The 25,022-nt window shown below is 40.2% G+C and carries 20 protein-coding genes; 8 read left to right on the top strand and 12 right to left on the bottom strand.

What is annotated here, in order from left to right; all coding sequences use genetic code 11:
* Positions 1–45: 45 nt before the first annotated feature.
* Positions 46–5,631: an ATP-binding sensor histidine kinase gene (locus CLI64_RS21275; RefSeq protein ID WP_103139080.1), complete on the bottom strand. Its 5,586-nt coding sequence runs from the start codon at positions 5,629–5,631 to the stop codon at positions 46–48.
* A 584-nt stretch (positions 5,632–6,215) separates the two neighbouring features.
* Complete coding sequence (gene pgeF, locus CLI64_RS21270; protein WP_103139079.1) at positions 6,216–6,989, bottom strand: peptidoglycan editing factor PgeF; 774 nt, start codon at positions 6,987–6,989, stop codon at positions 6,216–6,218.
* Between the two features lie 69 nt (positions 6,990–7,058).
* Here pgeF and CLI64_RS21265 point away from each other — a divergent pair, with 69 nt between their 5' ends.
* Together CLI64_RS21265 and CLI64_RS21260 are read left to right on the top strand one after the other, a co-directional pair.
* Entirely contained in the window at positions 7,059–7,922 is an 864-nt protein-coding gene (locus CLI64_RS21265; protein ID WP_103139078.1) for a biotin--[acetyl-CoA-carboxylase] ligase, read from the top strand.
* A 100-nt stretch (positions 7,923–8,022) separates the two neighbouring features.
* On the top strand, positions 8,023–9,585 hold the full coding sequence (locus tag CLI64_RS21260; protein ID WP_103139077.1) for a peptidoglycan DD-metalloendopeptidase family protein: 1,563 nt from the start codon (positions 8,023–8,025) through the stop codon (positions 9,583–9,585).
* A 154-nt stretch (positions 9,586–9,739) separates the two neighbouring features.
* Here the strand turns inward: CLI64_RS21260 and CLI64_RS21255 are convergent, their stop codons facing one another.
* Positions 9,740–10,417: a riboflavin synthase gene (locus CLI64_RS21255; protein ID WP_103139076.1), complete on the bottom strand. Its 678-nt coding sequence runs from the start codon at positions 10,415–10,417 to the stop codon at positions 9,740–9,742.
* Positions 10,418–10,756: 339 nt separating this feature from the next.
* Between CLI64_RS21255 and CLI64_RS21250 the strand changes: the two genes are divergently transcribed.
* From CLI64_RS21250 to CLI64_RS21240, 3 genes are all read left to right on the top strand, one after another.
* Positions 10,757–11,254: a bifunctional nuclease family protein gene (locus CLI64_RS21250; protein WP_103139075.1), complete on the top strand. Its 498-nt coding sequence runs from the start codon at positions 10,757–10,759 to the stop codon at positions 11,252–11,254.
* Between the two features lie 171 nt (positions 11,255–11,425).
* Positions 11,426–12,556: an aldo/keto reductase gene (locus CLI64_RS21245; RefSeq protein ID WP_103139074.1), complete on the top strand. Its 1,131-nt coding sequence runs from the start codon at positions 11,426–11,428 to the stop codon at positions 12,554–12,556.
* Between the two features lie 71 nt (positions 12,557–12,627).
* The gene (locus CLI64_RS21240; protein ID WP_103139073.1) at positions 12,628–13,236 is read left to right on the top strand and encodes a Uma2 family endonuclease; all 609 of its coding nucleotides are present in this window, start codon (positions 12,628–12,630) and stop codon (positions 13,234–13,236) included.
* 152 nt (positions 13,237–13,388) lie between these two features.
* On the opposite strand, the gene CLI64_RS21235 is transcribed toward CLI64_RS21240, so the two are convergent.
* Together CLI64_RS21235 and CLI64_RS21230 are read right to left on the bottom strand one after the other, a co-directional pair.
* On the bottom strand, positions 13,389–13,682 hold the full coding sequence (locus CLI64_RS21235) for a DUF6679 family protein (RefSeq protein ID WP_103139072.1): 294 nt from the start codon (positions 13,680–13,682) through the stop codon (positions 13,389–13,391).
* 425 nt (positions 13,683–14,107) lie between these two features.
* Complete coding sequence (locus CLI64_RS21230) at positions 14,108–14,458, bottom strand: histidine triad nucleotide-binding protein (RefSeq protein WP_103139071.1); 351 nt, start codon at positions 14,456–14,458, stop codon at positions 14,108–14,110.
* Positions 14,459–14,525: 67 nt separating this feature from the next.
* Between CLI64_RS21230 and CLI64_RS21225 the strand changes: the two genes are divergently transcribed.
* The gene (locus tag CLI64_RS21225) at positions 14,526–16,055 is read left to right on the top strand and encodes a YifB family Mg chelatase-like AAA ATPase (RefSeq protein ID WP_103139070.1); all 1,530 of its coding nucleotides are present in this window, start codon (positions 14,526–14,528) and stop codon (positions 16,053–16,055) included.
* A gap of 22 nt (positions 16,056–16,077) precedes the next feature.
* Here CLI64_RS21225 and CLI64_RS21220 read toward each other — a convergent pair whose 3' ends face one another.
* The 6 genes from CLI64_RS21220 to CLI64_RS30905 form a co-directional block, all read right to left on the bottom strand.
* Positions 16,078–16,425 (bottom strand): DUF5615 family PIN-like protein, encoded by a 348-nt coding sequence (locus CLI64_RS21220; protein WP_103139069.1) that lies wholly within the window; start codon positions 16,423–16,425, stop codon positions 16,078–16,080.
* Positions 16,422–16,703, bottom strand: a complete 282-nt coding sequence (locus CLI64_RS21215; RefSeq protein WP_103139068.1) for a DUF433 domain-containing protein — start codon at positions 16,701–16,703, stop codon at positions 16,422–16,424. The genes CLI64_RS21220 and CLI64_RS21215 overlap by 4 nt, the downstream gene beginning before the upstream one ends.
* A 120-nt stretch (positions 16,704–16,823) precedes the next feature.
* Positions 16,824–18,611 (bottom strand): aspartate--tRNA ligase, encoded by a 1,788-nt coding sequence (aspS, locus tag CLI64_RS21210; protein WP_103139067.1) that lies wholly within the window; start codon positions 18,609–18,611, stop codon positions 16,824–16,826.
* Positions 18,612–18,821: 210 nt separating this feature from the next.
* On the bottom strand, positions 18,822–19,880 hold the full coding sequence (locus tag CLI64_RS21205) for a WD40 repeat domain-containing protein (protein WP_225977407.1): 1,059 nt from the start codon (positions 19,878–19,880) through the stop codon (positions 18,822–18,824).
* 172 nt (positions 19,881–20,052) lie between these two features.
* Positions 20,053–20,349, bottom strand: coding sequence for a hypothetical protein (locus tag CLI64_RS21200; protein ID WP_103139066.1), 297 nt, complete (start codon positions 20,347–20,349; stop codon positions 20,053–20,055).
* Positions 20,350–20,810: 461 nt separating this feature from the next.
* Positions 20,811–20,981, bottom strand: a complete 171-nt coding sequence (locus CLI64_RS30905; protein ID WP_157943303.1) for a chlorophyll a/b-binding protein — start codon at positions 20,979–20,981, stop codon at positions 20,811–20,813.
* Positions 20,982–21,267: 286 nt separating this feature from the next.
* Here CLI64_RS30905 and ald point away from each other — a divergent pair, with 286 nt between their 5' ends.
* Both ald and CLI64_RS21190 read left to right on the top strand, forming a co-directional pair.
* Positions 21,268–22,359, top strand: coding sequence for an alanine dehydrogenase (gene ald / locus CLI64_RS21195; protein WP_103139065.1), 1,092 nt, complete (start codon positions 21,268–21,270; stop codon positions 22,357–22,359).
* Positions 22,360–22,610: 251 nt separating this feature from the next.
* Positions 22,611–23,978 carry a DNA cytosine methyltransferase gene (locus CLI64_RS21190; RefSeq protein WP_103139064.1) on the top strand — a complete coding sequence of 456 codons (1,368 nt, stop codon included), beginning with the start codon at positions 22,611–22,613 and terminating at the stop codon, positions 23,976–23,978.
* Here CLI64_RS21190 and CLI64_RS21185 read toward each other — a convergent pair.
* Positions 23,975–24,781: a TdeIII family type II restriction endonuclease gene (locus tag CLI64_RS21185; protein WP_103139063.1), complete on the bottom strand. Its 807-nt coding sequence runs from the start codon at positions 24,779–24,781 to the stop codon at positions 23,975–23,977. The two genes, CLI64_RS21190 and CLI64_RS21185, sit on opposite strands and share 4 nt — an antisense overlap.
* Between the last annotated feature and the right edge of the window lie 241 nt (positions 24,782–25,022).

Genomic DNA, 25,022 nt, shown 5'->3' with positions numbered 1-25,022 from the left:
CCCATACCCAATTCCCAATACCCAATCCCCATTTTTAAGACAGGTCTATTGAATGGGAATATCAATTAAAAATTCAGTTCCTTTACCCAATGTGGAATTACAAGTTAACTGACCTTTGTGTTTTTCTACTACTACTTGATAGCTAATTGATAACCCTAAGCCTGTACCACTACCGATAGGCTTAGTAGTGAAAAATGGGTCAAATATTTTTTGTTTGGTTGTTTCTGTCATCCCAGAACCATTATCAGTAATGCTCACTCTAACTGTATTTGATGCTAACAACTCAGTTTTAATGATAATCTGGAGATATTTTGATGGATCACTAGCTGTCAATCTAGAATCTTCTAATGCGTCAATAGCATTACTAATGATATTCATAAAGACTTGATTTAATTGACCGGCATAACAATTAACCAATGGCAATTGGGTATATTCTTTTGTAACTAAAATTTCTGGTGAATCACTCTTTTCTTTGAGTCTGTGCTGTAAAATCATGAGGGTACTTTCAATACCTTCATGTATATCTACAGGTTTCATCTCTGATTCATCTAGACGGGAAAAGTTACGTAACCCAATCACAATATTACGAATGCGTGAACTGCCGATTTTCATGGAGTCCAGCACTTTAGGTAAGTCTTGTATGAGGAATTTAATATCTATTGCTTGGGATTTTTCGGCAATGATATCAGAAGGGCTGGGATATTCTTGTTGATAAATCTCGACTAAATCTAGTAAGTCTTGTACATAGTCATGGGCATGATTAATATTGCCATGAATAAAGTTAATAGGATTATTGATTTCATGGGCAATTCCGGCTACCATTTGTCCCAAAGAAGACATTTTTTCACTTTGTACTAATTGGGTTTGGGTATGTTGTAATTTTAGTAAGGTTTGTTGTAAATATTGATTTTTTTCTTCTAACTCTTGAGTTCTCTGGGCAACTTTTTGTTCTAGGGTTTGGTTTTGTTCTTCTAAACGTTGATTGGCGGTGGCGAGATTTTCGTAGAGAATAGCATTTTCTAGAGAAATAGCGGCTTGGGTGGTGATGAGTTTGAGGACTTCAATGCGATCGCGTGTGAATGCCCCAATGGTAAGATTATTCTCCAGGTACATCATACCTAGTAACTTCCCTTGATTAATAATGGGAATGCAAACTAGGCTTTGGGGTTGTTGGTTTTGAATATAGCGATCGCCTGCTAAAAACGCTACTGTTTTAGCATCATCACAGACAAACATTTCTTTGGTGCGTTTGACATAATTAATCAGAGTCAGGGGAATATCTTGACTATCTTCTAAATTAATTGATGGGAAATCAGTCAAGATATTCCCACTCTCAGCACTATAACTTACGGCGGTGACTTTGAAATCTGTATCACTATCACTCAACATCAATACTGCTTTTGATGCGCCAGCATTTTCCATCACCACAGCCATTAAAGTAGAAAGTAATTGTTCTAGTTCAATTTCTCCAGAGAGTAACTGAGATGCTTTAATCACACTTCCTAAATCCAGCATCTCAGAAACACTGGTGTGAGAACTAATCACCGTTTCACTAGTTTTAGTTGCAGACAAAGATGTCAGCATAGAAACAGTAATTGGTTCTCGTTTGCTGACAATTTGAGTTTTGAGCATTTCTTGCTGAATTATGGGTGTGAGTAATTGGGGATAGCGTTTTTGGAGGTGTTTGACTTTTGCAACTGCACCCCAACGTTGATAAGCGCGATACGCATCAGTTAAATAGTTGGGTACTATTCTTTGTTTTCCCCATGCTAAATAGAATTGAGCAGCCAATTCACAAGCTAAAGCTGCTTCATGAATATAATCATTTTCTTTAGCTAAATTTATAGCCCGCTCATAGTTATCCATTGCTGCTGTTTTATTATCTAAAACCCGATGATACTCAGCTTCTACCAAATGAAATTTATGTAAATAATTCATCGGTGCATAACTTGCCCAATGCTGAAGTTTTTCTTGATTAACTTTGACTTGCACTAAAATTTCTTGTTGTTCAGATTCGCTCAGATCAATATATACAGCTAAACGTACTAGAGAATCATAAAAATGAAATTGAGTGTAAGTTAAAGTCCCTACACCACCATGTAAAAACTCTGCCGTTTTTTTGGTATTTTCCCAGGCTTTGCTATAGTCCTGAAACAGATAGCAGAGATAAGTCCTACATAAATACAAGTGTGAAATAGCTATACCATCATTATCTTTGAGGTGGATGGGTAGCATTTTTACTTCGTCGTATACTTCTCCCGATAAATCAAAGCTATTTTCTCTATCTTCTAGCAAATTCAAGACTGTCTGATGATAAATCTCCTGCCAATAAAATACTTTTTCTTGATTAATCTGCTTGATGGCAGAGCTATGTTTAGCTAATTCTTGTTGGAGATATCCTAGTTCTTTACCCAGAAAAAATGCAGAGTAACCATAATTTTGCAGCGAAAAAGCTGCAAATTCTAAATCTCCCGTTTCCAGTGCAACTGTATAGGTTTCTAAAAAGTTCTTTAATGTATCTCTCAGATGAATGTGCCAGTGACTAATATGGGAGTTAAAAGTCCCCATACTTTTGGCTTTGACTTCTTTATCATTAAATTTATGAGCTAAATTGACAGCTAATTTACCAAACTGATAACCAGATGCAATATCACCAACTACACCACAGAGCATAAAGCCATAAATAGCGTATGCAAAGGCTGATAAAGGGGAATTACCAAACTGTAATGATAAATCTATTTGTTTTAAACATACCAATGGCATAAGGGCTGGAAAAGCTTGGTAAAAAGAACTAAATGCACTAGCAAGAACTCGCATCAAAGCTAATGCTTCAACATCTTGCATTTCTGGTAAATCAATTAAATCTTCAATGCACTTGTTAGCTAAATTGCTATAGATTTTTTGTATTTCTTGTTGTACATCTAATTGGCTAGGCTTTTTGGGAAATTTCACTCCTAAAACCTGACAAAAATCTAACGCAATTTCAATGGCTTCTAGTGCTTTACCCTGCGAACTATAGTTTCTAATCTTGACATCATAAATTTTCAGTTGGTCTATTTTGGTTTTTGCTTTTGATAATACAACTTGTGCTAATGCTTCCATTTGCTCAAAGTCACCAGCCAGATATGATGTCTCGGTGGCAGTTTCATATAAAGCTAAAGTGAGGTGATAGTGAGTGTCCCAACTTTGCTGAGGTAGTAATTGAATACCTGTATTTAAATATTTTCTAGCTGAGGAATAGGCTGTAGAAATTAAAGCCTTATGCCCAGCTTGGAGATTCATCTCGACTAGTTTAATACGTTCACTAGGCTCTACAATTAACTGTATTGCCATGTTCAATTGATTGACAATACTAAAAATATTTTCTTCTAATTTACTAGTAGGAGTATGATCAAATAGTAATTTGCCTATCTTTAAATGTAGTGAGAGTTTTTGCTGTTCTGGAATTAGAGAATAGGCAGCTTGTTGGATGCGATCGTGAACAAATTGGCATTGAGATAATTGATAAAGAGAATTTGTAGATTCTTCCTGTTCTGAATTAACTAACTGATATTGTTGATCAGTATTAACTTCTAATAACTGATAAACTTCAGATTGCAGTAAAATCATCCCTTCTAGCATCGCTGCACGTAAATCTGATATAGTCTCAGCTAAAGACTTTTCATAAACAATTGCTAAAGTCTTTAAATCAAAATGATGCCCAATACAAGCTGCTAGTTGCAATGCTTGCTGAGTTGATTGTTGTAGCTTCAGTAATTGAATTTTCATAAATTCAACTACATTATCTGTTAGTTGCAATGCTTCAACTTTGCTAATATCACAATGCCAATATTCAAGATGATGATTGAACTCAATGATATTTTCTTGATATAGATATTTTAGAAATTGATGAGTAAAGAAAGGATTACCTTGAGTTGTAGCAAAGATAATTTGAGTTAGAGGAATAGCCAGATTTTTTGGGCAATGTAATGTGTCAGTAACAAGATGAGTTAAATCTTCAAATGTTAAGGTAGCCAGAGTTATAATTTGTAAGCTACCATCTGACTTAAGAATTTCATTAATGGTCAGTTCTAAAGGATGACCTGGGAAAATTTCATGGTCACGATATGCACCAATTAATAATAAACCGGAGTGAGAATTTTCAGCTAGATGAGATTCAGCCACCGTCAAGGATGATTCTGAGGGAGACATTAATAGTTGGAGTAACTTCAAAGATGCAGCATCAGCCCATTGCAAATCATCTAAAAACAGCACTAAGGGACGTTCATTGGCTGTAAACACCTGAATAAATCGTTGCAATAATAAATTTAATCGATGTTCCGCCGCATTCCCAGCTAACCCAGTCACCGGAGGCTGTTCACCCAAAATTAGTTCCAAATCTGGAATTAGATCAATTATGACTTGTGCTTGTTCACCTAAAGCTGACTGAAGTTGAGTTTTCCAAGTTTGAATTTGAGCATCAGATTCACTCAAAATCTGCCCAATTAAATCTTTAAATGCTTGCACAAAAGCAAATAAGGGAATATCTCTTTGCAATTGTTCAAACTTACCTTGAATAAAATAACTACGTTGGCGAACAATAGGCTTATGTACCTCATTTACTACAGCAGTTTTCCCAACCCCAGAAGCACCCGCAACTAATACTAATTCTGTTTTCCCCTGGGTAACACGCTCAAAAGCAGCTAATAAATTTGTTACTGCTGTTTGACGACCATAGAGTTTTTCAGGAATAAGGAAACAGTCAGCAATATCTTTAGTTGCTAAATTAAACTGTGTAATCTGTTTTGTAGTTTGCCACTGCTGTTGACAAGTTTCTAAATCATGAATTAGACCATAGGCACTTTGATAACGGTCTTCGGCATTTTTTGCCATTAGCTTCATGACAATATCTGCAAGAGCTTGCGGGATTTCGATTTTGTGACCTAATCTTGGTGGTATTTTGGCAATATGACAGTAGACCAACTCCATTGGATCTTTACTACTAAAAGGTAATTCTCCCGTGAGCAATTCAAAAAAGGTCACTCCCAAAGAATAAAAGTCACTACGATAGTCAACACCTCGATTCATCCTACCGGTTTGTTCAGGGGATATATACGCTAGTGTTCCTTCTAAGACGTTGGGGTTTTTCAGTAATTGAATTTCCCTTGGTAGCAAGCTGGCGATACTGAAATCTATAATTCTAATTTCTTGTGTTTCTGGGTTAATTAAGATATTGGCAGGTTTGATATCTTTGTGAATAATTCTGGCTTTATGTATTTTTTCTAGGATAGTGACTATATTGATGGCTATCGAGAAGAATTCCTCTAGACTGATACCGTTTTGTCGTCGCCATTCTGATAGAGATATTCCGCCCATATCTTCCAAAACTATGGCGTAGTTGTCGCCATAATTTTCGATATTTAGGGGTTTAATAATCCCTGGTATGTCTAGATTTTTGGTGATGGTGTATTGATTATGAAACTGAGCAATTTCATTGAGATTGGGATTTTCTTTCCGCATCAGTTTGATGATGACTGGTGTTTCATCTGCTGACCTAATAGCTCGATAGACAATGGTTTTGCTACCTATGTATATTTGCTCTGTGAAGCGATAGCCTGGAATTACAAAACTTGTCTCTAATGAAACTGCCATACAAATTTATACTCACGCAATTATCTATATGACGTATTGTTCCCATTTAGCATCTAGGAACATCAATGAGTAATAAATAGGGGGTAGGGGTATAAGGGTGTAGGGATGTAGGGGAAAAAAAGGTATTTTTTTAGGTAAATTTTAACAATTAATGAAAGGTTATAGGAAGTTTTACTCAAAAATTAAATAGGAATTTAAATGATGATTAATTTGATAGTAAATATACTGATAATTCTTAGGGTTTAAACATTTTTTAAATCCTAAAAATTATCTCTTATTAATGTGTGGTATATCGCTTTTAAGGGAACACCAAAAAATAAATTATCCCCAATAAACGCCTTAGTAGGGTGCGTCAGTGCGAGAAAACCTAACTATACCAAGAGATTATTCATACTGACGCACCCTAAAGTTTGGGTATTTTTTTTATCTGGAAGTCCCTAAAGTTAAAGAGAATCAGGCACAAGCAAAGTTCATTAGTGCTGAGTTGAAAGTGCTGTTAGCAGTAGCATGACGTTCAGCCCGTGCAACTAATTTTAGTTTCAACTCAGCACTTACTACTCAGCACTCACCACTGTTTCGGTGATTTAAACAACACTAACAATGCCAGACCATTGTACTTTTTTCTGTTGCTCACGACGGTAGGAAAAGAAATGATCTGGAGTTTGGTAAGTACAGTAGGGTGCGATCGCTATCTGTTCCGCACTAATCCCTAAATTTTCCATTTGCAACGCATTGACTCGGCGGACATCTACCCTGACTCTTCCAGGCTCAGGATCAGCTAACAATGGAGAATGGGGTAAATCATGTAATGTCTGAACAATTTTTTGGTTATCTTCATGTGGTATAATGCTAGCTCCAATTTCTGCGGCAACTTCCACAGAAACTTGGTAAACTTCTCCAGCAATAGCTGGCCCCATAGCAATCCGCAAGTCTGCTAGTTGGCTACCTTGGGCTTGCATCCTAGCGATCGCCTGGGGGACAATTTTCTTCGCTGTACCCCGCCAACCCGCATGGAGTGCTGCTACCTGTCCAGTTTTGATATCTCCAATTAACACGGGTGTACAATCAGCACTGGCTACCCACACAGCTTGTAAGGGTGCTTCGCTCATTAAACCATCTGCCAGGGCTAATTCATCTTCTGCATCCAGATTAGCGGCTATTTCTCTGGGGGTGAGGACTGTATTGCCATGTACCTGTTTCAAACGATATGCTGATGCTTCTGGGTGCAGCACCTTTGTTAACTCGTCGGGCGATCGCGGCCAAAACTGCTGGGTAAAAAAGCCGTGTTGCCAATTCTTTAAGAGACTACAAGTTAGGTATGGTAGTCCCTCCCAATCATGCCAATGCCAAGTGTGCATCTTGAACCAAACCTAATCAGAAACTTATCAGCCAATTCATGCTAACTTGAACTACGGAATTTTAGGCTAATGGCTGTCAAACTTGATCAGCAAAAAATCTTAACTGCCCTCGCCACTGAGCGCAAGTATGGTTATTTACCTTTTACTCTACATATCTATGACTGTGTTACCTCAACTAATCTAACGCTTTGGGAGTTAATTAGCCAAGGCGCGACAGCAGGTAATGTAGTGATTGCCACACAACAAACGTCCGGAAAAGGACAATGGGGACGACAGTGGATTTCCCAAACAGGCGGATTATACCTTTCTGTGGCGATTAATCCCCATATAGCAGCTAATGCTAGTTATCAACTCACGTTAGCTACCGCTTGGGGGATTACACATCAATTGCGTCAATGTGGAATTAATGTCGGAATTAAATGGCCGAATGATTTAGTTTTAGAAGGACGCAAATTAGGCGGAATTCTAACAGAAACCAAAGTGAATCAAGGCCAAATCACACAAGCAATAGTTGGTGTCGGGATTAACTGGGCTAATCCTGTACCGGAAACGGGGATTAATTTACAGTCATGGCTAGGGGAGGCAAGAGAGGCAGGGGGGCAGGGGTGCAGGGGCGCAGGGGAGGAAAAATACAATGCCCAATCCCCAGTTCCCGATATAGAAACCTTAATTTGTCAAGTGCTATTAGGCATAGAATCGGGTGTGGTCTGCCTTTTGGAAGAAGGAATTAATATACTTGTGTCTCGTTATTTAGAGTTTTTGGTGAACATGGGCGATCGCGTTTACGTCAACGACCTCGCAGGTAATGTTGTGGGCGTAACACCTCAAGGGAGTTTACGAGTATCCTTAGAAAGAGGTTGCATAACTGATATGAAAACACCAGAAATTCATCTAGAACCCGGTAGAATTAGTTTGGGTTATCGTAGTTCTTAAGATTCATATCAGGTTTGTTGACAATTTCGCTCTTTGGGTAAGACAAACCACTGGCATCATCTCTTTAGGCACATAAGACACAACTCAACTGAGAGAAACAATGACGCAGCGCAATCACTCTGCCCATAATCCGAAGAAACGCCTAGCCTACACTCTACCAGCACAAGGTCTGTGTTGGTTAGGTGGTGTTAGCCTCCTCAGTGGCGGCTTGGTGTTAGCTCAAACAGAAACATCCATCGATAACATTGTTCCTACTGTTGAAACTTCCCAACCAACAGCAGCACCAGTTATTCCTGTGAAAAAAGATGTTGTTGTACCCGCAGCATCGCCATCACAACCAAAATTCTCGGCACGGCAAGGTAAACTCCGGCAAAGGCTACGTCAATCAGAAGTTTCACAATCACCAAAGCCTGTTAGACAATCTCAACCCAGCATTGAAAATGAGCCAAATGAGCCAGTTTTTAGTGTGAGAAAGTCACAACCCCAAGTAGAAGCTTCTCAAGTTACACCAACCCCAAACGCCAAAGTTAAACCCCAACGGGAAGTAACTATATCTGAGCAAAAACCAGTAGTTGCTCAACCATCATTCACAGAGAAAAAACCAGTAGTTACCCAACCATCAAACGCATCAGATAACAATAACAGTGTTACAGTTAGGCAACCCAAGCAGGATTATAACAACGCCTATATTGATCCCAATGATTACAGTGCCAATACAACTGGAACTTATCAAGCACCAAATTCTGTAATTCTCACAGAACGTTCTAGCGGTTGTCGTACAGTTGTGAATTCTGGACAAGGGGTAACTGGTAGTGCTTGCGCGCAAACACCATCATCTAATCAGCGTACAGCTAAATCAGCCCCTACATGGATTAGAAACAGTCAAACAGCGCAGTTAGCTACAGCATCCCCCGTCCGCACCTTAGCTACTGCACCAAGCCAAAGCAGATGGCGTGGTTCTCAAGTACCTGTAGGTAGCACCAATAAAACAGCTTTCCAACCCAACCGTTTTATTCCCAACCCCAGCGAATTCGCTACCACGAAAGTCAGTGCTACTCCCATTGCACCTAGTGCTGGGACATTACCCCCACCAATGGCAGAAGGGAACATAGCCCCCCGTGAGAGTAATGTAGCTTACGATATTCCCTTAGCTTCAGTATTACCGCAAATTCCCTACACCAGCACATTAGCTTACCGTGGTGGCAATGGGATGGTATATCCTCTAGCCGCAGCAGCACCAGTAACATCTATATTTGGTTGGCGGATTCACCCCATCACAGGCGATCGCCGTTTCCACGCTGGTACTGACTTAGGTGCGCCCTTAGGTACTCCCATTTTGGCGGCTGCTAGAGGTCAAGTAGAGACAGCTGATTGGGTAGGTGGCTATGGTTTAACCGTCATCCTCAACCACAGTTCTGCTCAACAAACCCTCTACGGTCATATGTCAGAAATCTTGGTGCAACCAGGACAATGGGTGGAACCAGGAACTGTAATTGGGCGTGTAGGTAGCACCGGCAACTCCACAGGCCCCCACCTACACTTTGAAGTCCGTCATCTCACACAAAACGGATGGGTGGCTGTTGATCCTGGTGTAGAATTGCAAGTCGCCCTCAGCCAATTATTACGAGGCGTGCAGACAGCACAGGCGTTGAAGAGGGAGTAGGGATTGGGGACTGGGGACTGGGAAGATGGGGAAGTGTGGGGAGTGTGGGGAGAGAGGGGGAAAGATTTCTTCCCTCTCCTCCCACCCCTCCCACACTTCCTGCTTGCCCCATGCCCCATGCCCTATACCCAATCCCCAGTAACCAGTACCCTGTTTACAAATATCCGTGTTCTGCTAAAAATGCGGGTGTAATATCATTGAAACCAGCATCATCTGAGGTATTGTGATAACTTTTGCCAGGGTGAAGGAATTTTTCCACGTATTTACCGAGAATATCGCCTTCTAAATTTACTAAACTGCCAGACATCAAATAGCGAAGATTGGTATCAGCGTAAGTCAGGGGAATCACGGCGACGGTAAACTGAGATAAATCCACTTCATAAGCAGCTACCGTCAAACTCACGCCATTGACAGCGATACTACCCTTGGGGACAATGTAACGAGCGATCGCTTCGGGTGCTGTGAACGTCATTTCCCAAGAAGTTGCTGTCTGTTTCGCCTCTAGCAAGCTACCTACTCCGTCTACATGACCCATGACAAAATGACCGCCGACTTTACCACCAACGCGGAGTGAAGTTTCTAGGTTGACGTAGCCTTGTTGTGTTTGCTCATAGCCTAGAGTTGTGCGGCGCAGAGTTTCTGGGGAAGCTGAAGCCACAAAGCCTGCTGGCAAAATTTCTTCTACTGTCAGGCAAACACCATCTACAGCTACACTGTCACCATAGGCTAAATCCTGCATAATTAATGATGGCTGATTCACACAGGTAATTTGCCACGCATCACCACTTAAGGGTTTGATTGTTCCTAATGATTGAATTAATCCTGTAAACACTGGTTATTTCGCAAAACTAACTCTATTTATTGCCTAATTTTCCTGAAAATCCACTGGTAATTCTCACAAGAATGCCGAAAATTCTGAGTATATTTCCTGACTGTTTTTATTATAGGGTAATTAACACAATGGCATCCTTCACAAGTCATACTTGATGAAGAAGGTTATTGTTTATAAAGACCCATTTCATTTACTCTGGTGTTCACGGACAATTCGGAGTTTAATAGAGGCAATTATAGAGAACAATGCCTATGTTTATTATCGCTCCTAACTACCCAAATAAGGGTATTATTTATCACTTAACAATTAATCACTCAAAGGATTGTAGAGGGTTGGCCAATGATTGAGATGAAAGTCGCTGGCATAGCATTAGATGCCATGACCCGTAGCCCCATAGTCTTGTTAAAAGATGCCTCAGATCGGCGGGCGTTGCCCATTTATATTGGACAAGAACAGGCGAGGGCAATTATGGGGCCGTTGGAGAATCAAAAGCCGCCTCGACCTTTAACCCATGACCTAATTGTCAATATTCTCGAAGCTTGGAATATGACGCTAGAAAAGGTGATTATTCATTCCTTACAAAAGGATACATTTTATGCGGCATTGATTGTACAACAGGGCGAAGTCAAAAAAGAAATTGATGCCCGTCCTAGCGATGCGATCGCCGTCGCACTGCGTACTAATACTCCTATTTGGGTAATGGAAGAAGTAATTGCTGATGCGTCTATCCCTGTGGATCGGGATGCTGATGAAGCCGAACAACAAGCTTTCCGAGAGTTTATTTCTAATCTTCGTCCTGAAGATTTAATCAAGCGGTTTGGTAATGAGGAGAGTTAAAAGAGTGCTGAGTGCTGAGTGTTGAGTGTTGAGTAAAGAAGATCAAATTAGTGCTTGATTCTTTCTTTTTGAGCTTTGATTCTGTTACAGACAGTATTAATCTGGTTTCTACTCACAACTTAGTATCGGCTAAACTCCGCGCTACCGCTAACACCACTCAGCAGTGAATTTATGCAATACCGACGCTTTGGCAAAACAAATCTACGCCTTTCGGTTTTTTCTCTAGGGACAATGCGTTACTTGGCTGATGTCGCAACCGCACAGCAAACCATAGCCAAGGCTTTAGAACTGGGAATTAATCACATAGAAACAGCCAGAGGTTACGGTAAAAGTGAGGAGTATCTGGGTGCAGCGATCGCAAATGGCCTATCTCTCCAGCGTTCCCAAGTCCACATCACCAGTAAAATTCCACCTACAGCTGATGCTGATAGTATGCGTCGGTGTATTGATGAATCTTTAACTAGATTGAATATAGATTATCTAGATTGTTTGGGAATTCACGGCTTAAATACTTGGGAACATCTGGAGATGGTGCAAGCCAAAGATGGTTGTATGCAAGCCGTCACAGAAGCGATCGCTGACGGTAGAGTTAGACACGTTGGCTTTTCCACCCACGGTTCATTAGAGTTAATTCAAGCAGCAATCAACACAGATTTATTTGCATTTGTCAATCTGCATTATTACTATTTCTGGCAAAGAAACGCCCCAGCTATTCAGTTAGCAATTGAGAAAGATATGGGGGTTTTTATTATTTCTCCGGCTGACAAAGGGGGAAAACTTTACACACCTCCCCAAACCCTCAAGGACTTGTGTCAGCCATTTTCACCTTTAGAATTAAACTATCGATTTTTATTAAGTGATAAACGCATTACTACCCTAAGTGTAGGCGCAGCTAATCCAGAGGAATTAATAGAACCTTTACAAGTTGCTGATAATGATGGTGAGTTAACATCCACGGAAATTCTCACCTTGCAACAGTTAGAAAATCATCAACAGCAAGTTTTAGGAACTGAAAAATGTAGCCAATGTTATGCTTGTTTACCCTGTCCTGAAAACATTAACATTCCTGAAGTCTTACGCCTACGAAATTTGGCTGTAGCCTATGAGATGAAAGATTACGGTCAATATCGTTATGGAATGTTTGAAAATGCTGGACATTGGTTTCCTGGAATGAAAGCCAACCGTTGTACAGAATGCGGTGATTGTTTACCTAGATGTCCAGAAAAATTAGATATCCCCAATTTATTAGCAGATACTCATGAGCAATTAAAGGGTAAATCTGGTAGAAGACTTTGGGGATAAAACCATTGGCTACGTTAAACTATTGGGTAAGATTATCAAAATTTTGGCGGCGATCGCTATTTCATAGAACTATGGAAATCACCCAACAGCGATTTTACACACCAGAGGAATATTTAGCCCTCGAAGAAGTAGCTGAATACAAAAGTGAATATATTGATGGACAAATTATTCCAATGGTAGGCGGAACAGTAAATCATAACCAAATAGCACTTAACTTAAGCACTGAGTTAAATTTTGCGTTCAAAAGGCAAAACTATCACGTTTATATGGGTGATGTTCGTCTATGGATATCAGAAAAACGTATTTATACTTACCCAGATGTGATGATTGTGGCGGGTGAACCAGAATTTTTCCCTAATCGCCAAGATATGATTCTCAATCCACAGGTAATAGTGGAAGTTTTATCTGAGTCTACTAAAGGTTATGACCACGAAGATAAATTTCAGGCTTATCGAACAATTTCTACATTTCAGGAATATTTATTAGTTGATCAAACCCAAATCTATGTAGAACAGTTTTCTAAAATAGGTAAAAAGCAGTGGAATCTACGGGAGTATGACACAGAAGATGAAAAAATATCTCTGGTAACTATACCCTTGGAAATTTCTTTACAGGATTTATATCACAAGGTCAAGTTTGAGCCTGTGGAACGACAGGGAGAAGGTGTTGAGATGGAGTAGAGAATTTACAAATATGCTCTTGTTGGTAGCAAGCGATCGCTATTTTTTAATTCAAATTAATAACCCCAGTTCCCTGTGAAACTGGGGTTATTAATTATCTGACTCTCACACATCACACAGAATTTTCTAGAATAACAGTTGATTGTAGTTAATTAGTTTTCATGCTCTTTTGGATGATGATTTGTGGGTTGATCAGTTTCGAGCAATTTTGACATGAATACATCTGGTTTTCTACTGACAACTGAGATGATTCTGTCAATCGCAATCACTTCATTGATTTTCACCACCATTTCCCACAAAGTGTCTTCTTCTGTTTCTTTGTTGTGAGTCCTGTGTTGAAACCACAACAAATCATCCCAAACTCGGATGACTTTGGCAAAATACCATTTATCTCGTATCAGTATCCAGATTTCTTGGTCTAAGTATGACTGTAGAATAGATTTCACAATATTTCACATAAGAAAAAATGATGTGGTAAATATTATGTGAGTTTTCCAGGCTAAATCAACAGTAGAAACACTACACATTAATTTCATTTTCATAAAATTTATACATTTTGGCTGGGAATTAATCAGCCCTATGATAGATTCAAAAATTGAAAAGCGTCCCAGTTAAAGAGGGACGCTGTTTTATGTTCTCCGTACAGAGAAGTTAAAAGTTAATTATCAGTAAGGTTAAAGCGATTACAAAGCGCGACTCATAGATATTTATGAAAAAGCAGGGGAGCAGGGGGAAAAATCACACCACAAGGGGTGTTAGCGTACCCCTCTGGGGAAGCAAGCTACGCGGAGCATCTCGTAGAGAAGCGGAACGTAGTTCGGTTTGTACCTTTAGTTTCCCCTGCCCTCTTCCCCCTGCCCCCTGCCTCTTATCAACCAGGAGGCCAAGCCATTTGTCGTCCACCGAGAATATGCAGATGTAGGTGGTAAACAGTTTGACCCCCATCATCACCTGTATTTATAACTACGCGATAACCATCTTTTAGCCCTGCGGCTGCGGCTACAGCTTTGACAGTTAATAACAAATGACCCAAAATAGCCTGATCTTCCGGTGTAGCATCGGCTAATTTGGGAATGGGTTTTTTGGGAATCACCAGAATATGGGTAGGGGCTTGGGGATGAACATCCGTGAAAGCTAAGGCTAAATCATCTTCATAAACGATGTTAGCGGGGATTTCCCGACGGATGATTTTACTGAAAATTGTCTCTGTGGTTTCACTCATGCGATTGTAATTACTCATCTGCTAGAGATTCTAAAGGTTTACTGTCTATAGAAGAAATATTTAACCAATGCTTGCTAGAGTTTGGAGTGCGTCAATTGTCGGCATCGATGCTGTAAAGGTCGGTGTAGAAGTGGATGTTTCCGGGGGTTTACCGGGAATCGTGGTTTTGGGGCTACCTGATTCGGCGATTCAGGAGTCGAAAGAGAGAGTCAAAGCCACATTGAAAAATGCGGGTTTTGCCTTTCCCATGCGAAAAATTGTGATTAATTTAACGCCTGCTGATTTACGTAAGGAAGGCCCTTGTTTTGATTTACCAATTAGCGTGGGGATTTTAGCGGCTTCTGAGCAAGTAAGTGCAGATTTATTGGGTGATTATATTTTTCTAGGGGAAGTTTCTTTAGACGGGAGTTTACGCCCTGTAGCTGGTGTTTTACCGATTGCGGCGGCGGCTGAGAAAATGGGGATTGCGGGTTTAGTTGTGCCTGTGGATAATGCTCAAGAAGCGGCAATTGTTCAAGGTTTAGATGTGTATGGCTGCAACAATGTCGGGGAAGTGGTGGATTTATTGAACAATCCAGGGAAATACAAACCCGTTAAGTTAGATGTAGCAAAGAATTTACCCCAGACAGTTCCAGGTGTTGCAGATTTAAAGGATGTCAAAGGACAAGCCCATGCAAGACGCGCTTTAGAAATTGCGGCGGCTGGAGGGCATAATCTTATATTTGTCGGGCCTCCAGGAAGCGGCAAAACGATGTTAGCCCGCCGTTTACCAGGAATTATGCCCCCTTTGGGCTTTGCAGAGGCTCTGGAGGTGACGAGAATTCATTCTGTGGCTGGTTTATTAAAAAATCGTGGTACATTAGTGCGCGATCGCCCTTTTCGTAGTCCCCATCACTCTGCATCAGGGCCGTCTTTAGTCGGTGGTGGTGGTTTCCCTCGTCCTGGGGAAATCTCTTTATCGCACCGAGGTGTTTTATTCCTGGACGAACTCACGGAGTTTAAGCGGGATGTCTTGGAATTCCTCCGTCAGCCTTTAGAAGACGGCTTTGTTACCATATCACGCACCAGACAATCAGTCACTTTTCCCGCACAATTTACTTTAGTCGCCAGCACCAATCCCTGTCCTTGTGGCTATTACGGCGATACAATTCAGCAGTGTAGTTGTTCTCCCAGACAGCGCGAACAATATTGGGCAAAACTATCTGGCCCCCTCATGGACAGAATTGATTTGCAAGTGGCTGTAAATCGCTTAAAACCAGAAGAAATCACCCAACAACCCACAGGGGAACATTCTGCGGCTGTACTAGAGAGAGTACAACAAGCACGCGATCGCGCTGCTAATCGTTTTCGAGATGAACGCAATCTACTTTGTAACGCCCAAATGCAAAGCCGTCATTTATCACAATGGTGCAAACTTGATGATGCTAGCCGGAGTTTACTAGAAGCTGCGATTAATAAGTTAGGCTTATCTGCAAGGGCGAGCGATCGCATTCTCAAAGTAGCGCGCACTATCGCAGATTTAGCAGGTGAAGACGACATCAAAGCCCATCATGTAGCCGAAGCTATCCAATACCGCACTATAGATAGAATGCAGTGAAGGACATTGGCGATTTGACGTATCAGATATAACGGACTTGATTTTCCATCTCATCTGCTGTCACTTGATTTAAAATCACCAATAATCGTTGTGCTATTTCTTGAGGTGGACGACGGACAGCATAAATTACACCGTAGTGCGTTTGTTCCCTATTAAAATAGACTTGTATTAGTTCTTCAAAATCGGTGCGGTTGTGAGTCACTAGGGTTCTTCTTTGATTAACAGCGTAAGCCAGCTGTTCCTCATCGCTTGCCTGAAGTTGTCCTGCATCTCTTACTGTTAAAGCATCAAAACCTCTTGCTTTGAGCAAATCCGCCACTAAAACATTGACATCTTCATCTAAGTACAAGCGAATGAACAAATTGCTCATAAATCTCGCACCAATGGGTCAATCAATTCATCAGGGATGCGGTTACGTTCAATATAAGCGTTAATTTCATCTTGATGATCGCTGTAATAACTCAACGCATCAAAAACTTGTGCCAAAGTCAGGTGAGGTAAGCCCTGGGGAATTTCTTCTGGAGAAACACCCATACGCCAAGTTTCAACTATCGCTCTGACTGATGTCCGAGTTCCCTTGATAATTGGCTCACCACCCAGAATATGCTCATCTTTGACAATATAAAGATGCTCTGTTGCTTGAACCATAACTGTAAATATAAAGAATCTTCTCAGAAAATAATTTTATCAATTGTGTCAGCTATACGACGATTAGACAGATAGGTAAACAGTTATCAGTCAAAAGTTAACTGATAACTATTTACTGATTTAAGCCTTGGGCTTATACGTAGAAGCAACGTGCAGTTCCTTCAATTGCTTGACATCTACACCAGAAGGTGCATCAGTTAACAGACAACGCGCCTGTTGTGTCTTCGGAAAAGCGATGACATCTCTGATGGATTCTTCACCACTTAGTAACATCACCAATCGGTCTAAACCGTAGGCAATACCACCATGTGGCGGTGTACCATATTCAAAGGCTTCTAAGAGGAAACCAAATTTATTTTGTGCTTCCTCTGGAGACAACCCAATCGCTTCAAACACCTGTTCTTGAATGTCCCGTTGGTAAATCCGCAAACTACCCCCGCCAACTTCAAAGCCGTTGAAGACTAAATCATAAGCTTGGGCGCGGGCGGTTTTTAAGTCATGCAAATCATCGGGATGGGGTGCAGTAAAGGGGTGGTGTAATGCTTCTAGGCGTTTTTCGTCGGCATTCCACTCAAACATCGGGAAATCAACAATCCAGAGAAGATTGATTTTTTCGGGCTCGATTAAGTTGAATTCCTTGGCGACGACTTGACGTAATCTATCTAAAGTCTTATTGACAGTTACTGCATCACCTGCACCAAACAGTAATAAATGTCCTGGTTGCGCGCCTGTACGTTTTAATATTTCCTGTTTTTGCTCTTCAGAAAGGTTGTCTTTAATTGCGCCAATGGTGTCGATTTCGCCGTTTTCTCGTACCCGAATATAAGCTAGACCTTTTGCACCGGCTTCGCTAGCTTCTTTGAACAAATCGCCGTTTTGTTTGATACGGACGTTAGAAATTTGCTCGTTACCGTTGGGGATGGGGAGAATTTTTACGATACCACCAGAGGCGATCGCATCCCGAAAAACTTTAAAACCAGAGTCTTTCAGCACATCGGAAACGTTGACTAGTTCTAAGCCGTAGCGGGTATCTGGTTTATCACTACCGTAACGTTCCATCGCCTCAGCGTAGGTAAGACGGGGGAAGGGGGTATGTAATTCTATCCCTTTGACAGTTTTGAAGATATAACTAACTAACTTTTCATTGAGAGCAATAATCTCTTCCTGGGACATGAAACTCATTTCCATGTCCAACTGGGTAAATTCTGGCTGTCTGTCGGCGCGTAGGTCTTCATCTCGGAAGCAACGGGCGATTTGATAGTATCTATCCATACCAGATACCATCAATATTTGTTTAAATAATTGTGGAGACTGGGGTAGTGCGAACCATTCCCCAGGGTTGACGCGACTGGGTAGAATGTAATCTCTTGCACCTTCTGGGGTAGAACGAGTCAGCACCGGGGTTTCTACTTCAATAAAACCCTCTGTGTCTTCTAAATAGCGACGCATAGCTTTCACGACTTGATGACGTAGCTGTATATTCCGCGCCATGCGATCGCGTCGTAAATCCAAGTAGCGATATTTTAGCCGCAAGTCTTCCCGCACGCTTTCCGTGTCCGCGCTAGAAACTTGAAAAGGTAACTGCTTCCTTACAGCATTCAGCAGTTTAATGTTATCAGCGTAAATTTCTACTTCGCCGGTAGGAATACGGCTATTCAGTGATTCTTCGGGACGTTGTGTGACTCTGCCTGTGATTTCCACAACGTATTCATTACGTAGAGAGTTAGCCTGTTCGTAGGAATCTGGGGTGCGTTGCGGATCGCTGACAATCTGGACTGTTCCAGAGCGATCGCGTAAATCTAAAAATATCACACCCCCATGATCGCGGCGACGGTCTACCCATCCATACAAGGTAACAGTGTCTCCAATATCTTCTTTTCGGAGTTCGCCGCAATAGTGAGTTCGCATAGTGATTAGTTCTGTTGTTCCAAGCTAGATTTACTGGTAAATGTCAAAGCTTTCCCATTATCCAGCATCCATAGTCATTGTAAGCAATACAAAATTCAAAAAGTCAATGGTCAATGGTCAATAGTCATTAGTCAATAGTCATTAGTCATTAGTCATTAGTCATTACTTCTCCCTTGTCTCCCTGCACCCTGCACCCTTGCGCCCTGCTTCCTATCTCCTCCGCACCGCCAAGGATGGATTACCCCAAACGCTGACTACGCCGTCAAATCCGCCGCTAGCTAGCATTTGTCCATCATGGCTAAAAGCGATCGCGCTTACCCAATCACTGTGTCCAATTAGTGTATTTAATAACTCGCCTGTAGATAAATCCCAGATTTTGATCCCGTCTCTACCAGCACTAGCTAAAATTTGTCCGTTGGGATGAACAGCGATCGCATTTACCCAATTGTTATGTCCGGTGAGGGTGTAAACTAACTTGCCAGAGGTGAGATTCCACACTTTAACAGTGCGATCGCGGCTGGATGTGACTAAATTCTGTCCATCAGGAGTATACGCAATACCTGTAACTACATCCTTGTGAGCGATAAATCCCCTGATTAACTTCCCTGTGCTTAAATCCCACAGCTTAATGACTCCTTTTTTGTCACCACTAGCTATGGTTTGACCATCGGGATTCATAGCCACTGTATGAATTGTATTATCGAATCTGACTAATGTCGCTAGTGGGCGTTGCTGTAGTAAATCCCATATCCGAATCCCATCCAAAGCACCACTGACTAGCACTTTACTATCGGGAGATACAGCTAAAGATAAAACACTAGCACTATGTCCCACAAAGGAACGGGTAAATTTATTAGTTTTGAGATTCCACAGATTAATTGTGTTATCACTACCACAACTTACTAAAGTTTGTCCATCAGGGGAAATCACCAGGGATTCTACCGTAGTTGTTTGAGCTTTGGTGATACTCCTGATTTTTTTGCCGGTGATAGGATTCCACATTCTCACAATCCCATCATTGTAAGCACCGCCACTTACCAGCATTTTACTATCTGGACTAAAGGTGACAGAGTTCACACTGCTTTGATGTGCCATGATTCTTTGAAGGAGAACGGGATTGGTAAATGCTCCCGTTGCTTCTGGAGTATTGACAGTTGGGTTAGCATGAGCCGAATCAATTTTTAACCCTGTCCAGATATTGATCGGCACTGCGATCGCCGCCACAAATGCCAAAATCAAATACAGGTCGTTTTTTCTCTGACTCCTCACTATTTTCCCTCACCTGCTCAAATACACCAATCATCAGCATTTTGGATTTTGGATTTTAGATTTTGGATTCAAAATTCCGCTTGTTAATATCCTTGAACTTTGAACCCACACCACCTATACCAAATTAGCACCGGCTAAACGCCGCGCTACCGCTAACAGCACTCAGCACTCCCTAATAAGGCGGTTTCTTCTTATTCACCGTTAGCATCGGCAAAGTGGAATTAGATGAACGGGGTGGTAAGTAGTGTTGTACTACAGGCTCTTCTGGTACGGGAGGTTGCTGTTGACTGTTACGCCACAACTTAAAAGCGAGTGTCACACCTGCTGTGCTTAAACCTACAGCAAATAATGACCAACTATCATCCAAACCACCAATTAAGGCATCGACTACACCCATAGTTATCAAGATGCTGACGATGGGTTCTCTACGGTAGGCTGACTTTAAAAAACGAGGTAATACAGCGTTCATCACAGCTTGGTTTATCCAGATTACCTTTTGTTGACTGACTTAAAATATAGTTACTAGTTTTATAGACAAAATCTACTTAACTAGCTTTGTACGTGTTGACTCGTACTGGGTGAACTACGCACCTCTATATTGAGTCTTGTTGACGAAACAACGAATTCCCAACTACTTTATTTCAGATGTTCTCACTACAATACCTCATCTGCAAATTACCCTTCTCCAGAAAAGGATTCTGAAAAAGATTATAATTTTTTAAGGTTATCAGTTACGTGTAGTGATTACCTCCCTTGCAGCAAGTATTTGCCAATAGAAGCAATTACAAACACTCTCTAGTGCGCCTCGTAAATTAATGAGGGTAATTTGGGTTAAGTATTCCGTTATTAGTTAATACAGTAAAAACCAGCTAGAAGTTCCAGCTGGTTTCAACTCTTCTAATTACTAGCTTACAACTTCTACACTAAGAACTACTTAAGACCAAGCCAAGAAAGTACACCTTGATTGGTGACGTATTCAATTACCACCATCAACAGAAAACCAATCATGGCGGCTCGGCCATTCAAGCGTTCAGCATATTCGTTAAAGCCAAATTTTGGCTCTTCTAGTTTGGGGCTGACTGTGGGTTGTACTTGTGACATATGACAAAAACCTCTTTTCGGCAAACGGGACTTAATAATCAGTTTTGAGCTAATGGCAGAACTTGAGTAAGGATAACTTAAACAGTTGTGCAACCGCTCGTTAACAATTTGTAATTATTCTTTATATATTGTAGAAACAATTGGGTAATCGTCAAGGGATAAGTAGTGTGCGGTTTGGGGAAATTAAATAGGGAAAACTAATTATGTAAATAGCTATCCTCAATACGGACGTGTCAGTTTGAGACTGGCAGGCTAAATTAAACAAAAAATTAAGCAGAGGCGTTATATGGAAATCGGTGTTCCCAAAGAGACTAAGGATCAAGAGTTTCGCGTTGGCTTGAGTCCTTCTAGTGTCAGGGTTTTGCGAGAAAATGGTCACAGTATTTTTGTGGAAACTCAAGCAGGTAGTGGTGCTGGGTTTACAGATGCAGATTATCAAAGTGCAGGGGCGGAAATTGTCACCACAGCCGAAGCGGTTTGGAATCGGGAATTAGTGGTAAAAGTCAAAGAACCATTATCTAGTGAATATAAATTTTTGCGAAAAGAGCAGATTTTGTTTACTTATCTGCATTTAGCAGCCGATCGCAAATTAACAGAGAATTTAATTGATTCTGGCATTTGTGCGATCGCCTACGAAACCGTAGAGTTACCCGGCGCAAATAGACTCCCTCTGCTCACCCCCATGAGCATCATTGCTGGTAGGTTAGCCGTACAATTTGGTGCGCGCTACTTAGAACGTCAACAAGGTGGTAGAGGCGTGCTTTTGGGTGGTGTTCCTGGAGTGAAACCAGGAAAAGTAGTAATTTTAGGTGGTGGTGTCGTGGGTACAGAAGCCGCCAGAATCGCCGTTGGTATGGGTGCGGCGGTACAAATATTAGATGTGAATGTGGAGCGTTTATCTTATTTAGAAACAATCTTTGGTTCGAGAGTCGAATTACTTTACAGTAGCTCTGCTCACATTGAAGCAGCAGTCAAAGCAGCAGATTTAGTTGTCGGCGCAGTGTTGGTATTAGGAAGGAAAGCACCAATTTTAGTTAGCCGCGAGTTAGTAGGACAAATGCACCCAGGTTCGGTAATCGTTGACGTTGCGGTTGACCAAGGCGGTTGTGTGGAGACATTACACGCTACATCCCACACTAACCCAGTGTACATTGAGGAAGGTGTGGTACATTATGGCGTTCCCAATATGCCAGGCGCAGTACCTTGGACAGCCACCCAAGCCTTAAATAACAGTACACTACCTTATGTAGTGCAGTTAGCTAATTTGGGACTCAAAGCCTTAGACGTTAACCCAGCCTTAGCTAAAGGTTTGAACGTGCAGAATCATCGTTTAGTACATCCGGCGGTGCAGGAAGTATTTCCTGATTTAGTTAGTTAATTACCGCCTCATAATTTACGCCCTGTAGGTTGGTTAATTGTAATCAAAACAACCCCCTACAGGGAATTTTATATCTATAAATATTGGTTATTCTACTCTCAATTGTTCCGAATAAATGTAATTTTGCAATTAATTTTGAAGATACTGCGATACTTTGTAATTAAGAAAAATTAATTTGAAATAGCACATTATTTGTTATATTTATTATGTAAATAGTAAAACCTAAACAAGTAAGTATTTTTTGACTAAAAATGAACTCTGAATGCTCACAAATACCGCAACAAATAGAATTACCTCTACGATTAGTTATTAATCAGCAAAAGTTTACTTTTGTTGATTTGTTTGCTGGTATTGGTGGATTTAGAATTGCTTTAGAGACATTAGGTGGTCAATGCTTAGGATATTCTGAAATAGATAAACAAGCTATTAAAGTTTATCAACAGAATTTCATTAGCTACCTCAATGAAGATGAAATTGAGCTAGGGGACATCACAAAAATTGCTGAACTCCCTAACGATTTAGATATATTGGTTGGTGGTGTTCCTTGCCAACCTTGGTCTGTTGCAGGTTGTTTAAAGGGTTTTGATGATCCTAGAGGCAAATTATGGTTTGATGTGATTAGACTAGTTAATAAAAGTCAACCTAAATCTTTTATTTTTGAAAATGTTAGTGGATTAGCTAGCCCTAAGAATCGAGATAATTTGGAACTAATTTTGCATGAGTTAGAAAACCTGGGATATTGCGTTAAATGGCAAATTCTTAATGCTTATGATTTTGGTTTACCTCAAAATCGAGATAGAGTTTTTATTGTTGGAATTAGGAGTGATATAGAAAAATGTCAAGAATATAATTTTCCTAATCCTTTGAAAGTACATCCTAAAGTTTTAGATATTTTAGATGAATTTAAAAATATTAAAGTTGTAGAGAAAGTAAAGTTAGATTCACATACCTTATTTAAGGGTATGATTCCACCATCAAGAACTAGATTTCAGAAAGATGATGAATTGAATGATTTTTTCATTTTTTCAGATTTAAGAAATGGACATACAACAATCCATTCTTGGGACATTATAGACACTACTGATAGGGAAAAAATGATTTGTTTAACTCTTCTAAAACATAGAAGAAGCAAAAAATATGGAAACAAAGATGGTAATCCTTTATCTTTTCAACATTTCCAAGGGATTATACCTGATGTTGAGCAAATTGAATTAGACAACTTGGTAGCTAAACAAATATTTCGTTTAACTCATGACAATAAGTATGAGTTTGTTAATTCTAAGAATATGACAGGTATCAATAATATTTATCGCATTATATTACCTACTGCTGATATCGTACCAACTTTAACTGCAACTGGTGCTAAAGACTATATAGCCACTAAATCGATTTATGCAACCCATCCAGAAGAGTATAAACAGATTTTTTTGGAGAAAATTTACAAAAATAAAAACTATATACCAATAACAGCAAAACACGCTTGTAAATTACAAGGGTTTCCCACAGATTTTAAATATCATGAAAAAGATGATATTGCTAGAAAGCAGTTTGGCAATGCTGTTCCTATACCTGTTGTTGAGTATGTCGCCAAAGAATTACTTAAGATTCTAAAAATCTAATTTTTACGTTTATAGAAAATATCATGAAATTCTGCTGCAAAGTTCTCTTGACCTAGTTCTACAAAAAGTTCTTTCAGTTTTTGAAATGTATTTTCTTTCCCAGAGCAGAAATCCCAAAACTCATTTTCAACCCATATATCTTTGTCAATGTCAAGCGGGGAACTCGACAACATACTTTTTTGATGTTCATACCAAGGCTGTGTGAAAGGATTAAAAGGAATAGCAATACGCGCTTCTAAATTTGCATCAGGATCTTCAGCGTACTTATATGTGTACCATTCTAGAATTTGCCGATTAAATCCTTTGAAATGACCTTGATTTGGCTGTGTGGTTTTTATATCAAAAATATATTCAATGTCGTTTTTACGAAAATGAATATCCACACCAGTTCCAGATGGAGGAGACGTATACGTAACGATTTTATCAGGATTAGTCTTTAAAGCAGCGTTCTTTAGCCTTTGAATACATTCTTCTGTTGTCACTCTCTTATTATTGGGCTTATTTTCACGTTCATAAACTAATTGATTGAATTCCTCCTGTAATTTCTTTGGAAATGGTTCAGGACGTAATATTTTTGTTGTGATAATTTCAAATCCGTTGATTTCTGCTAGCGTTTTCGCTATGGGTTCCCAACAAGTTGTACCTAAACTGGTTTCTAAACCTCCAATTAAAGAACGTATTCGCCGTTCTACTGGAAAAATGTCATCTAATACTTGGTAATTTTGTACTTCTTTATTTTTAAAAAAGGCTCTAATTGATTGTTTAAGATTTTCCTTAATTTTTTGCTTAGTATATTTATCCATACCCTAAATCTATAGATTGTCAAGAAAAATGTGACTATTATGAAGTTTGACAAATTGTCTTTTGACTAATATCACTGATTACCCCAAAAATGAGAAAAAGCTTTCCCTGTCTATGGGTAGATGTAATCTTGGCTAAATAAAGTTTACTAAGTAAGCAAACAGCAGATGAGTTGAGAATATCAAAATTGCGATCGCTAAAAAATACTCATAAATTTTTACTACTAAAAAGCCAGAAATTCCT

Origin of the sequence: Nostoc sp. CENA543 (assembly GCF_002896875.1) — a bacterium.
Lineage (GTDB): Bacteria > Cyanobacteriota > Cyanobacteriia > Cyanobacteriales > Nostocaceae > Trichormus.
This window is presented reverse-complemented; position numbering and strand designations above follow the sequence as displayed.

Excerpts from the sequence above, each read along its gene's own strand:
- CLI64_RS21275 (WP_103139080.1), bottom strand. The coding sequence starts at position 5,631 with ATGGCAGTTTCATTAGAGACAAGTTTTGTAATTCCAGGCTATCGCTTC.
- pgeF (WP_103139079.1), bottom strand. The coding sequence starts at position 6,989 with ATGCACACTTGGCATTGGCATGATTGGGAGGGACTACCATACCTAACT.
- CLI64_RS21265 (WP_103139078.1), top strand. The coding sequence starts at position 7,059 with ATGGCTGTCAAACTTGATCAGCAAAAAATCTTAACTGCCCTCGCCACT.
- CLI64_RS21260 (WP_103139077.1), top strand. The coding sequence starts at position 8,023 with ATGACGCAGCGCAATCACTCTGCCCATAATCCGAAGAAACGCCTAGCC.
- CLI64_RS21250 (WP_103139075.1), top strand. The coding sequence starts at position 10,757 with ATGATTGAGATGAAAGTCGCTGGCATAGCATTAGATGCCATGACCCGT.
- CLI64_RS21245 (WP_103139074.1), top strand. The coding sequence starts at position 11,426 with ATGCAATACCGACGCTTTGGCAAAACAAATCTACGCCTTTCGGTTTTT.
- CLI64_RS21240 (WP_103139073.1), top strand. The coding sequence starts at position 12,628 with ATGGAAATCACCCAACAGCGATTTTACACACCAGAGGAATATTTAGCC.
- CLI64_RS21230 (WP_103139071.1), bottom strand. The coding sequence starts at position 14,458 with ATGAGTGAAACCACAGAGACAATTTTCAGTAAAATCATCCGTCGGGAA.
- CLI64_RS21225 (WP_103139070.1), top strand. The coding sequence starts at position 14,526 with ATGCTTGCTAGAGTTTGGAGTGCGTCAATTGTCGGCATCGATGCTGTA.
- CLI64_RS21220 (WP_103139069.1), bottom strand. The coding sequence starts at position 16,425 with ATGAGCAATTTGTTCATTCGCTTGTACTTAGATGAAGATGTCAATGTT.
- CLI64_RS21215 (WP_103139068.1), bottom strand. The coding sequence starts at position 16,703 with ATGGTTCAAGCAACAGAGCATCTTTATATTGTCAAAGATGAGCATATT.
- aspS (WP_103139067.1), bottom strand. The coding sequence starts at position 18,611 with ATGCGAACTCACTATTGCGGCGAACTCCGAAAAGAAGATATTGGAGAC.
- CLI64_RS21200 (WP_103139066.1), bottom strand. The coding sequence starts at position 20,349 with ATGAACGCTGTATTACCTCGTTTTTTAAAGTCAGCCTACCGTAGAGAA.
- CLI64_RS30905 (WP_157943303.1), bottom strand. The coding sequence starts at position 20,981 with ATGTCACAAGTACAACCCACAGTCAGCCCCAAACTAGAAGAGCCAAAA.
- ald (WP_103139065.1), top strand. The coding sequence starts at position 21,268 with ATGGAAATCGGTGTTCCCAAAGAGACTAAGGATCAAGAGTTTCGCGTT.
- CLI64_RS21190 (WP_103139064.1), top strand. The coding sequence starts at position 22,611 with ATGAACTCTGAATGCTCACAAATACCGCAACAAATAGAATTACCTCTA.
- CLI64_RS21185 (WP_103139063.1), bottom strand. The coding sequence starts at position 24,781 with ATGGATAAATATACTAAGCAAAAAATTAAGGAAAATCTTAAACAATCA.